This window comes from Limosilactobacillus fermentum (assembly GCF_013394085.1).
Lineage (GTDB): Bacteria > Bacillota > Bacilli > Lactobacillales > Lactobacillaceae > Limosilactobacillus > Limosilactobacillus fermentum.
Map to the genome: position 1 here is coordinate 1,157,493 of NZ_CP040910.1, position 11,312 is coordinate 1,168,804.

Genomic DNA, 11,312 nt, shown 5'->3' on the forward strand with positions numbered 1-11,312 from the left:
GTAAATCACATCATACGCTAATGAGGCTGGGAAAAATCTTGTTTTTCCCAGCCTCTTACTATCTTTGTTTGGTTAGTTGGCTAACACTTTACGGTAGTTTTTCTTTAGGGCAGCCACTTGAACCTGAACCACGTTGTTCCGGTTCAGGCGGGCAAAGGCCAGTGCATCATTCAAGAGGTTCGCTATCTCTTTGGGGTCGCCCCCTTGGTCTAGGGCGTTTTGAGTCTCTAACACCTTTAGCCGTGGCAAGAAGTACGTAACGTGCTTACGTGCGCAGATGCTAACCCCTTGGTGAATCAAGTGGTTACTTTCCTTGAGCTTACCAATCAGGGCTTGATATTCAGCTAGGTAGTAGGTAATCGCCAGTACCCGTAAGTCATCTTCGTGGGGGCCAGTATCTTCCATTTGGTTCACTAGGGTCTTCAAGTAGTTGGTGACCTTAGTGAAGAAGAAGCTGGCCCGTTCCATTGAGTCGTGACGGGTGTAGTAAATCCCCAACCCGAGGTAAGCCAAGTACGAATAAATCGTTTGGTGTCGTTCGTCCAGTTCATCGAGAATCTGGGTGAAGGAGAATAGGATCTCGCTACTCTCCTGGTTAGTTAAAACGTAGTTAAAGCCCTCCAAGTAGAAGTAACGCATCTTTTCTTTGTTAGCCATGATCTGATCAATCTTAAGCTTGTTAAGCCCCGCTGACACCTGAGGGAAGTTCTCGATCATTAACCCCTCCTCCACTTGGTCCAAAGTGTCGCGGATGTAGCGGGCAGAAGAGGCGTCTTTTCTGGTCAGGTCATCGATCGTTAGCCCCAGCCGATTACATAACCGGGTTAAGATCGCTAGCGACGGTACCTGGCTGTCCTTTTCGAACTTACTCAAAGTCGACTGGGTACAGATCCCCTTACTAAGGGCCACCTGGGAATAACCAAGCTGTTTACGCCGTTTGATAAATAATTCTACGTCCATGGTGGCCCTCCTTTCTAGCCGTGAATCCCCAAAGCAATCTTAGCAAACCGACTCATCTTGGACATGTCCCAAGCCGGCTCCCAAACCAGGTTAATGTCACATTCAGTAATCCCGTCCACTGACTTAACGGCCTTGTTAATTTCGCTGTTTAACAGGTCGCCGAGCGGGCAGCCCATCGTCGTCAGGGTCATCGTAATCAGACACTTACCCTCTTCGTAGACTTGAACGTCATAAATTAACCCTAGGTTGACCAGATCAATCCCGAGTTCCGGGTCAATTACGTTTTCTAAGGCGGCCATCACCTTGTTTTCGATCGGTGAAAATGGGGCGCCCTCATTTTGATCAGCAGACATATGATCCCTCCAGATTACTTAACGATACGTGCATCACCGCGAATGAAGTGGTGCCATAATGCGAACAGACAAATTACACCGGTCAAGACTAACAAGCCGATCCCGAGTTCGTAAGAGCCCGTCCATTCCTTGATCCAACCGATGACCAGTGGTGGGAAGAAACCACCAAGGCCCCCCATTGCACCAACGAAGCCCGTTACGGCCCCGGTGTTACCCTGGGAAACGTACGGAACCATCTTAAAGACAACCCCGTTACCAACCCCAGCGGCGAGCCCAACTAGGACAATCCCGGCGATAAAGAGTGGTTGTGACTTAAAGCTTACCATAATTAGGATTGCAAAGGCAATAATGGCCACAAAGACCCATTGCAAAAGCATCATCGGCCGCATCTTGTCGGCCATGAAACCACCGACCGGACGAATAATGGTGCAGACCCCGGCAAAGAGGGCGGCGTAAAGGCCGGCCGTCACCTGAGAGTAATTAAACATCCCGGTTAAAAAGAGCGGCGTCAGGTTAGTAAAGGCCACGAAGAGCCCGAAGGTGAGGAAGTAGAACAAGGATAGATACCAAGTGGAACTTTCCTTAGCCACTGACAGGGCCTCACCCATCGTCTTGTTCGGGTTAGTTGGCATTTCCTTACAGAAGATGGCGAAGATCACCCCGATCACAACGGTCAGGATCATCAAAAAATTGTAAACGGCGGTAAAGCCGTGGGACTTGGAAATGTACGGCAGGGTCAGGGCCGCCACGGCGTTCCCCATGTTCCCCATCGAAACGATCCCCAGTGCTAGCCCCTGTTGTTCCTTGGGGAACCAAACTGAGGCGTAGGAAACCCCCACGGCAAAGGAAGTTCCGGCCATCCCGACTAAGAGGGCCGCAAAAAGGAGCATCCCAAAGGAGTGCACCCGCGGAATCATGAACAGCGGGATTAAGATGAAGATCATCAAGATGATGTAAACCTTCTTACCACCATACTTATCCGATAAGATCCCCACCGGAATCCGGGCGATCGACCCTAACAGCACCGGCGTCGCCAACAGCAAGGTTCTGGAAGCCACACTCAGGTGGAACATGGTCCCAACCTGGGCGGCTAAGGGGGCAAAGTTTGACCAGGACATAAAGCAGACGATCATGGCCAGGGTGGCTAAAATTAACGCAGTATAAGCGTTCAGACGGCTCCCGTGAGCCACGTCCTGTTGTGTAGTTTCCATTATCATTATCCTCCAATTTGACTCATGTGACGCCAAGTTGGCGCCTTATCAATGATCCGATCGGTGGTCTTCATGGCCATCTCGTGGTTGAGCGGCTTGTTATCAAGTGCCCGCTGTACGCCGGCCTTGAAGGCATCAAAATCGTAGATCAGTTTACGAACGTTGATCTCTTCATTCCAGTAGAGGCATGCCTTAATGTAGCCATCGGCGGTGATTCGCAATCGGTTACAATTCTCGCAAAATTTGGAAGAAATAGGGTGAATTAAGCCAAAGCTTCCCGTATAACCCTCAACTTGGTAGTTGTCCGATGGTCCGTTGCCCGCTAAGTCAATCGGGTGGTAATCCAGCCCCGCTTGCTTACACAGGTCAAAAACACTATCCAGGGCAACGTATTCTTGCTTCCAGTCCTCTAAGGAATTACCAATTGGCATAAATTCGATAAAGCGGACGTTGACATCGTGGTCCTTAGTGTAGTTAATGAAGTCAAGCAGCTCATCATCGTTTTGGCCGCGAATTAAGACAATGTTAAGCTTAATCTTTTTAAAGTGTAGTGCCGAAGCGGTCGCAATCCCGTCTAAAACCTGGTTAATGTTTCCTCCCCGGGTAATTTCCTTATAGACCTCCGGTTTGAAGGTATCCAAGGAAATGTTTAACCGGTCAAGCCCCGCTTCCTTTAAGGCCTTGGCCTTCTTTGCTAAGAATAGGCCGTTCGTGGTGATGGAAACGTCTTCGATCCCGTCAATTTCCTTAATGCGCCGCACGATGTCAACCACGTCCGTCCGTAAGAGGGGTTCGCCCCCGGTAATCCGCACCTTATGAACACCCAACTGGGCAAAATTAGTAATTAACTGAACGATTTCATCCTGGGATAAAACCCGGTCGGTGGGAAAAAAGGGGAGCCCCTCTTTTGGCATGCAGTAGACACAACGCAGGTTGCAACGGTCGGTAATGGAAATCCGCACGTAGTCGTGCAAACGTTCATATTGGTCATATAACTTTTTCATGGTCTCCTCCTAACCGCCACTGACCGGCGGAATCAATGCAACTTCACTTGCTTCACTAAGTTGTAAAACATCCTCGTTGATGAATTCTTGATCAACGGCCACCCGGCTATTAGCCAAAGTGGCTTCTAAGGCTGGATCTAGCTCTAGTACGGCATCTTTTAATGCGGCTTGCGTGACTGATTTAGGTACATCAATCTCTACCGCAGGACCAAGACGCTCCCCCAAAAAGGCGAACAGTTTGACAGTTACCTTCATTATTCTCCCCACCTCACTTTATCAGTGTCGAATTCTTGCTTCCAAATTGGGACTTCCTGCTTAAGGGTATCAATTAGGTATTGGCACCACTTAAAGGCGTCGCCCCGGTGAGCGGCTGCCACACCGACAAAGACGGCTTCTTCGGTTAACTGAAGTTCGCCGGTTCGGTGGGCAATCACCACCCGGGCGCCCTGTTGTTCAATTGGTTCAGCAAGTTTTTCTAACTGTCGCTCAGCCATTGGGTGGTAGGCTGAGTAAACGATCCGTTCCGTTTCGATCTCTCCGGTCCATTGGCGAATGGTCCCGACAAACATGTCGATGCCCCCGTATTTGGGGTCAACCAATTTAGCGTAGAGTTCCGCAACGTTAAGGGGTTCGTCTGAAATCCTGAGATAATACATTCGCTATCACCTTACCTTATCAGTTTTTATTATTACAATTTGTTTAAGGGTTTAGAATTAGTCAAATCCCTAATAAACCGGGCTTGCAGACGGTTCCCCCGTTACTGTTTTCGGTCCTGTTTAATAATTATTCCAATTTTAGTTAGAGATTGGGTGACCCTTATTGACCGTGTCAGCGGTCATTGGGCTGTCCCACCTGTTACTTACATGATAAATTCAATATTCCGATTTTGTCTTTAAGGTTATTCCCTAATAATTGTTTTTTTTGCTCAATGCTATACTTGATTTAAATCAAACCAGAAGGGGGAATCGCCCACGTTATCAATCATCTACGCCACCATTTCCGGTCATAACTTGGAACTAGCCGACTACCTGCAAGAACAGGTAGCTTCGTGGCCGCTTGCAGTCATGACCGCCGACGCTGCCGTTGCTGAGCTCCCCACCGGTCCACTCTTTTTTTGCCCCGCTACGTATGGTGCGGGTGAACTAACGGACGACGGTGACCTCTTTTTAACCGACCTCACTAGTAGCCCTTTAAACGGTCAACCATTTTGGGTCGTGGGAATTGGTGATCAATGTTACGGCGATGACTTTGGCGCCGCCATCCTTCACGCCGACCAGGTTCTAAGGGCGGCCGGAGGTAACCAACTGGCTGCCCCCATGATCATTGATTATGAACTCGATGACCTTGCCAAGGACACACTTAAAAAGCCCCTCGCACAAATAAAGGAGACCCTTCTTGATAAACCGTAAGTCAACCTATTTAACCTTAATTGTGGCCCTGTTGCTACTCGTGCCACTCGCCTTAATCGCCCTGTCAATCGGGCGAATGCAACTAAGCCTTGGCCAAACTTGGGCGGGTTTAATCGACCCCAAACATAACGCCTTATACGCCAATATTTTATATGATATCCGGCTTCCCCGAGTTCTCGGGGCGATGGTGATCGGGGCGGCCCTAGCCAGCTCTGGGATCGCCTTTCAAAACCTCTTCAATAACCCCTTGGTTTCCCCCGACCTATTAGGAGTTTCCAACGGGGCAGCGGTTGGTGCCGCCCTAGCAATCCTCTTAAACAGCAACCTCTGGGTGGTGCAAGGGTTTGCCCTAATTGGTGGAATTCTGGCCGTTTCAATCACCGTCTTAATTCCCCGCTTAGTTGGCCAAGGAGGCACCCTCATTTTGGTCCTCTCCGGGATCATTATCTCCGGGTTTATGCAAGCCGCCCTTGGTCTGTTAAAGTACTTAGCCGATCCAGACTCCCAATTGCAAAGCATTGTTTACTGGCAGTTGGGGAGCATCGCTAAATTAGACATTCCGAGCCTGCTGGCCGCTTTACCAATGATGATCATTGGTTTTATCATCCTAATTTTCTTCCGTTGGCACCTCACCATCATGTCTTTGGGTGGTCAAACGGCCGCCTCGCAGGGAATTAACATTGAACGCGAACGGTTAGTAATCATCTTGGCGGCCACCTTGCTGACGGCCGGGGCGGTCTGTTTAGCCGGAACCATTGGTTGGATTGGCCTAGTGGTTCCCCACATTGCCCGGCGCCTGATTGGGGATAACGCTCGTTTCGCCCTGCCGCTTGCCGCGATCTTCGGTGCCGCCTTCCTGCTAGTCATTGATACCCTAGCCCGGACCATGTCGGCCGGGGAAATTCCGCTTTCGATCCTGACCGGTTTCATTGGCACCCCCGTCTTCATCTACATCCTCGCTCACAGAAAGGACCTAATTCAATGACCCTCTTAAACGTCAACCAGCTCCACTTTGCCTACGGGGACCGAACGATTTTCGATCAGGTCAGCTTTGACTTAGAACCGGGGCAAATTATGACCATTCTCGGTCCAAATGGGGTCGGTAAGTCAACTTTGCTCTCCTGCCTAACCAACCAACTCAAGGAAGCAAACGGGCAAATCAACATTAATGACCGGCCGCTCGACTCTTGGACCCCCAAGGACCTGGCTCAACACATGGCCCTAGTTCCCCAGGACTACCGATCAGGGTCCCACCTAACCGTGATTGATTACTTAACCACCGCCCGGGCCCCTTACCTCGGGCTCGGTCAGGTTCCTAACGGTAAGGATGAACAACTCGCCATTGACGTCTTAGAAGACCTGGGTATTAAACAGCTGCTCCACCGCCGCTTACCCACCCTGTCCGGGGGGCAGATGCAACTAGTGGCGATTGCCCGGGCCCTGGTTCAGGAACCGGAACTTTTGATCCTCGATGAACCAATGGCGGCGTTGGACTTAGGACGCCAACGCCAAGTTTTAAAGATTGTTCAACAACTCGCAAAAAGGGGCGTTGCAATAATTTTAACAACTCACATTCCCAACCAAGCACTACTCTTAAATGACCAGGTCGGCCTCCTCTTCCCAGGGGGGGGATTCCTTGCTGGACATTGTCAGGAGATAATTAGCAGCGATCGTCTAGAAAAACTCTATCATTGCCCAGTTAAGGTGGTTTATGTCCCAGAATTGGGACGATCAATTTGTGAAATGTGCTAATAAGTCAGTTTTGCTTAAAAAGACCGACTTTTCCTGATATAATTGGTACTAGAAAGCGGTTTTCCATTTGGAAGAATTGGTGATCATGTGAAAATCCCCCTATGTAAAACGGGACTTCACCCACCGACCACCGTTAGTCGCCAACGATGGCTAGGCCAGTGATCGCTTGCCTTCCGATTTGGGTCAACCACGATCGTAGACTAAACCAACTCTTTGAGGGGTGCTGCAAAGGGCACCCTTAACGCACAGAGACGGGAGGAATCATAATGAAGAAAGTTGTTGTTTTAGGGGCCGGCTACGCAGGTCTGAAGGTCGTTCACGAATTACAAAAGCGCGCCAACGGACAGGTAGAAATCACCCTCGTTGATAAGAACAACTACCACTACGAAGCAACTGCACTTCACGAAGTTGCAGCTGGGACCTTGCCACCAAGCAAGATCAGCTACCCGGTAGCCGACATCATCAAGCCAGCAGTGACCACCTTCATCCAAGATGAAGTAACCGGTTTTGACTTGGACGATAAGACGGTTAGCTTAAAGAACCACGACGCTTTAAGTTACGACTACTTGGTAATTGCCCTGGGCTTTGTTTCTGAAACCTTTGGGGTGGAAGGGGCCGAAGAATACGCCCTGCCGATGGCCAACCTCGAACAAGCCGAAGCCATCCACACCCACATCTTAAAGATGATGGATGAATACAAGAAGACCCAGGATCCAGACTACCTCAAGCTGATTGTTTGTGGGGCCGGCTTTACCGGGATTGAATTGGCCGGTGTCCTCGCCGACGGGCGTAAGGAATATGCCGACCGTGCTGGGGTTAACCCATCCCAAATTAAGATCGAAGTGGTGGAAGCTTCCACCCGCTTGTTACCAATGTTCTCCGAGAAGTTGGCTAACTACGGGGTTAACGTTGTTAAGGGACTCGGGGTGGAACTGGTCACTGGCGCCCGGATCCAAAAGGTAGAACCGGACAAGATTACCTACACGATGGGTAAGGACGAAGAAGAAACCACTGGTACCACGACCGGGAAGACAATCATCTGGACGACTGGGGTTTCCGGTAGCCCAATCGTCCAAGCCGATGAAGCCTTGAAGGCGCGGCGTGGTCGTTCCATTCCAACTGACCACTTAACCGTTGAAGGATACGACGATGCTTACATCATCGGTGACGTCGCCGCCGTGATGCCACCAGAAGGCGGACGCCCATACCCAACCACGGCCCAAATTGCGCTGGGAATGGGTAAGTACGTGGCTGAAGACCTCGCTAACCGGATCAAGAACGGCAGCCAACTGGCCAAACCATTCGTATACAAGTCCTTAGGGACGGTTGCTTCCGTTGGGAACACCCGGGCCTTTGGGGAAGCAATGGGTCACGAATACCGTGGTTACGTAGCTTCTGCCCTCAAGAAGATGATTGCCAACGAATCCCTTTACCGGGTAGGGGGCGTTGGTCAAGTCCTTCGTAACGGGCGTTTTGACCTGTACCACTAGAAACAACTTTTTAATTAACCAAGGGGTTAGGAGAAAACCGTGTTTTCTCCTAACCCCTTTTATTTATGACCATTAGCTCTAACTAAAGCACCAGTATCCAACTACGGTTAGTGACCGCCGCCCTATCTAGTCAGGCGGGCTGCTGGGGCGCTTATTTACCACTCCCTTTGGCTCCCAGATTAGGGATTTTCCCTAATATATAAAAATGGAATATTAGTGCTAGAATATAGTTAACTAACTTGTGGAGGATGGATTCATGGAAAAAGAAGCATTAACCAGTCAGGTTCTCGACGCCTTAGAGGACGTCATTGACCCGGAACTGGGGATCGACATCGTCAACCTCGGCCTGATCTATGACGTCGACGTTGATGACGCGGGCAACTGCCAGATCAACATGACCCTGACCACCCCCGGCTGTCCCCTTTCCGACGTCTTGGACCGCGACATTAAAGAACACGCCGGTGCCGTCGAAGGGGTTAACCAGGTCACGGTTAACCTAGTCTGGTACCCAGTTTGGACGATGGATAAGATGTCTCGCTACGCCAAGATTGCCCTGGGGATCGGAGGGATCTAAGGATGAAAGTAATCGATTTTAACCTGCCCATCAAACAGCTGGCCGATCAGTACGATGATTTTGTCCCGTTGATGGTCGAACTGGGCTTTACCAAGATCAAAATCCCCGGAATGCTCGAATCGGTTGGTCGCCTGGTGAACTTAAATAAGGGCTGCCGAGCGATGGGGATCGACAAGGACAAGGTAGTGGCGACCTTTCGTGACCACGGTTTTGAGGTGATCAATCATGACAACTAGTTCCGTCGAACGCCAAAAAGCGATCGTTGAAATTCTCACCTTCCTCCATGAGGGTGGTGACTTTGATCAAGCAAAGGAAATGTTTGACGCCCAGTTTGGGAGCGTCGACGTCTCCGAAATTACTTCGGCCGAACGCCAACTAATTGCTAACGGCCTTAACCCAATGGAGATCCAAAACCTTTGTAACGTCCACGCCGCCGTTTTCAAAGGTTCGATCACCAATAACGCCGAGACCCCGGCCTTCCAAAAGCCCGGTCACCCCGTTAACACCCTCAAGCTGGAAAACAAGATCTTGACCTCTTTAATCAACGACGAGTTACTGCCGGTCGAAAAGAAGTGGCAACAAGACGGTGACAACCCGGCCTATTTAAAGCGGATGCAACAAGCGCTCGCCGACCTTAAAACAATTGATAAGCACTACGCCCGCAAGGAAAATACGATCTTTCCCCTGATGGATAAGTATTGCATCACCGCCCCGCCAAAGGTCATGTGGGGAGTCGATGATAACATCCGCGGTTGGATCGACCACGCCTACCAGTTGGTGACCACCGAGCCGCTACCGGACAAGTACGAAATCGAAGCGGCGATTGAAAAGGCCGCTAAAGAGGTCATGGAGATGATCTTCAAGGAAGAAGACATCATGTTGCCGATGCTAGACGAGGTCGCCACCCCGACCGACTGGAAGATGGTCAGAGACGACGAAGAAGAGATTGGCTACACCCTGATCTCTCCACCGCTACCGTGGAAACCGACCGAAGCGGAACTAGAAGAAGCGGCCAACAAGCCGGTTAATTCGACGATTGCTGCCGAATTGAACAAAATGGCCCTGAACCTGGCCGACCAAGACGACCAGGTTGCCGCCGTTAAGGACGCCCCTACTCAACACGAAAAGTTGTCCCAACCAGCTAGCAGCGACGATGACCACTTTTTTGACCTTGGTAGCGGTAGCCTCAACTTAAAGCAGTTGGTGGCGATCTTTAAAACCTTGCCGGTCGACCTCACCTTCGTTGACCACACCGATCACGTCCGCTGGTTTTCCGACAACGCCAACCGGATCTTCCCGCGGACCAATTCCGTCCTCGGCCGGGCGGTGGTCAACTGTCACCCGCCAAAGAGCGTTGATAAGGTAGAAAAGATCCTCGCCGATTTTCACTCCGGTAAGGAGGACCACGCCGAGTTTTGGATCAACCTGCACGGCGAGCGTTTCATCCACATCGAATATTACGCCTTACACGATGATCAAGGGCAATACCTCGGTTGCCTAGAGGTCAGCCAAGACCTCAACCACGTTCGTTCCTTAACCGGGGAACGGCGCCTGTAATTAATTACCATTGGGAGGGATTTACTATTAATTCTGTCACTAGCCGCCGGCGAACCTACTTGGGAGTGGAGTTGAACCTGATTTCACTCCTTTTTTCTTCGATTTCACCGATCCTCAATAAGTTTTCACTGGTCAGCCTCAACGCCGTGGTGGGTGGGGTCTTGACCTCCACCTTTGCGGCCACCTTCAACCTGATTTTGATCATGGTGACCTACAAAAAGGTCTCGATCGTAAAGGACAAAATGGTTATCATTTTAGGGGCCACTAACGCGATCGGGGTCCTCTTGCAATATATTGCCCTGTCAATGCTCAGTCCGGTGACGGTCACCCTGATCGCCCGCATTTACCTAGTTTACATCTTCTTATTAGGCGGGGTCTTCTTAAAGGAACGGATCCGGGGCTGGGATTACGTCGCCATCGCCGCCTGCATTGCCGGCTCAATCTTGGTTTCCTCTGGGCGGGCGCAATTTGATTCCTGGCTCGGTATCCTCTGCGCCTTTATCTACCCGTTCATGTACGCGGCCAACAACGTGATTGCTAAGTACCTGGTTCAAGATGACCACCCAGCCGACGTCCTCTTTTTCAACCACTTGGTCTCGGCCCTGCTCTTGTTGGTGGCGGGCTTTTTGATCCCCCACACCTACACTAGCGTCCCACTAACCGGGGTTGCCTTTAACTTTGGGGGCGCCTTTTTCAACGGTTTCTTGTCGCTGTTACTCTTTTACACTAGCCTTAAGTACATCACAGCCGGTAAGGCGAACATTGTCCGGGCCCTGGGGCCGCTGATCGTGATTGTGTATTCCTACTTCTTCTTCCCCATCACCATCAACGCCCAGATTATCTGCGGAGCGCTGCTCTTGATTTTGGCCACCACGATCGTGACCGTCAAACAAGCCCAGGTAAATGAATAAACCTTACTTTCCCCGCTGCCTTCTTGGTGACGGGGCTTTTTGCATGACGAATTGTCAAATCAAGCGCAACTTTGTCCCGAAGAAAACTTCG

Annotated in this window: 14 protein-coding genes; 8 read left to right on the top strand and 6 right to left on the bottom strand. The window is 50.6% G+C overall.

Annotated elements, in window-relative coordinates; all coding sequences use genetic code 11:
• Positions 1–72: 72 nt before the first annotated feature.
• From FG166_RS05795 to FG166_RS05820, 6 genes are read right to left on the bottom strand one after another with little or no spacing between them, the layout of a single operon-like run.
• Positions 73–960 carry a helix-turn-helix domain-containing protein gene (locus FG166_RS05795; protein WP_003683483.1) on the bottom strand — a complete coding sequence of 296 codons (888 nt, stop codon included), beginning with the start codon at positions 958–960 and terminating at the stop codon, positions 73–75.
• 14 nt (positions 961–974) lie between these two features.
• Complete coding sequence (locus tag FG166_RS05800) at positions 975–1,313, bottom strand: metal-sulfur cluster assembly factor (RefSeq protein ID WP_003683482.1); 339 nt, start codon at positions 1,311–1,313, stop codon at positions 975–977.
• A gap of 14 nt (positions 1,314–1,327) precedes the next feature.
• Positions 1,328–2,524, bottom strand: a complete 1,197-nt coding sequence (locus FG166_RS05805; RefSeq protein WP_004563146.1) for a nitrate/nitrite transporter — start codon at positions 2,522–2,524, stop codon at positions 1,328–1,330.
• A gap of 5 nt (positions 2,525–2,529) precedes the next feature.
• Positions 2,530–3,528 (bottom strand): GTP 3',8-cyclase MoaA, encoded by a 999-nt coding sequence (gene moaA, locus FG166_RS05810; protein ID WP_003683477.1) that lies wholly within the window; start codon positions 3,526–3,528, stop codon positions 2,530–2,532.
• A 9-nt stretch (positions 3,529–3,537) separates the two neighbouring features.
• A complete protein-coding gene (locus tag FG166_RS05815; protein ID WP_003683474.1) occupies positions 3,538–3,783 on the bottom strand; it encodes a MoaD/ThiS family protein in 246 nt (81 codons plus the stop codon).
• Positions 3,783–4,184, bottom strand: a complete 402-nt coding sequence (locus FG166_RS05820) for a molybdenum cofactor biosynthesis protein MoaE (protein WP_003683472.1) — start codon at positions 4,182–4,184, stop codon at positions 3,783–3,785. The genes FG166_RS05815 and FG166_RS05820 overlap by 1 nt, the downstream gene beginning before the upstream one ends.
• 327 nt (positions 4,185–4,511) lie before the next feature.
• On the opposite strand from FG166_RS05820, the gene FG166_RS05825 reads away from it, so the two are divergent.
• The 8 genes from FG166_RS05825 (at position 4,512) to FG166_RS05860 (ending at position 11,221) form a co-directional block, all read left to right on the top strand.
• Positions 4,512–4,937: a flavodoxin domain-containing protein gene (locus FG166_RS05825; RefSeq protein ID WP_258409087.1), complete on the top strand. Its 426-nt coding sequence runs from the start codon at positions 4,512–4,514 to the stop codon at positions 4,935–4,937.
• Entirely contained in the window at positions 4,924–5,922 is a 999-nt protein-coding gene (locus FG166_RS05830) for a FecCD family ABC transporter permease (protein WP_003683465.1), read from the top strand. Before FG166_RS05825 ends, FG166_RS05830 begins: the two co-directional genes overlap by 14 nt.
• Positions 5,919–6,689 carry an ABC transporter ATP-binding protein gene (locus FG166_RS05835; RefSeq protein WP_003683463.1) on the top strand — a complete coding sequence of 257 codons (771 nt, stop codon included), beginning with the start codon at positions 5,919–5,921 and terminating at the stop codon, positions 6,687–6,689. The genes FG166_RS05830 and FG166_RS05835 overlap by 4 nt, the downstream gene beginning before the upstream one ends.
• A gap of 266 nt (positions 6,690–6,955) precedes the next feature.
• On the top strand, positions 6,956–8,179 hold the full coding sequence (locus tag FG166_RS05840) for an NAD(P)/FAD-dependent oxidoreductase (protein WP_003683459.1): 1,224 nt from the start codon (positions 6,956–6,958) through the stop codon (positions 8,177–8,179).
• 256 nt (positions 8,180–8,435) lie between these two features.
• The gene (locus FG166_RS05845) at positions 8,436–8,753 is read left to right on the top strand and encodes a metal-sulfur cluster assembly factor (protein WP_003683457.1); all 318 of its coding nucleotides are present in this window, start codon (positions 8,436–8,438) and stop codon (positions 8,751–8,753) included.
• A 2-nt stretch (positions 8,754–8,755) separates the two neighbouring features.
• Positions 8,756–8,989 carry a DUF1858 domain-containing protein gene (locus FG166_RS05850; RefSeq protein WP_003683456.1) on the top strand — a complete coding sequence of 78 codons (234 nt, stop codon included), beginning with the start codon at positions 8,756–8,758 and terminating at the stop codon, positions 8,987–8,989.
• The gene (locus FG166_RS05855; RefSeq protein ID WP_003683454.1) at positions 8,979–10,310 is read left to right on the top strand and encodes a DUF438 domain-containing protein; all 1,332 of its coding nucleotides are present in this window, start codon (positions 8,979–8,981) and stop codon (positions 10,308–10,310) included. Before FG166_RS05850 ends, FG166_RS05855 begins: the two co-directional genes overlap by 11 nt.
• Positions 10,311–10,381: 71 nt before the next feature.
• Positions 10,382–11,221: a DMT family transporter gene (locus FG166_RS05860; RefSeq protein ID WP_003683453.1), complete on the top strand. Its 840-nt coding sequence runs from the start codon at positions 10,382–10,384 to the stop codon at positions 11,219–11,221.
• The last annotated feature ends 91 nt before the right edge of the window (positions 11,222–11,312 follow it).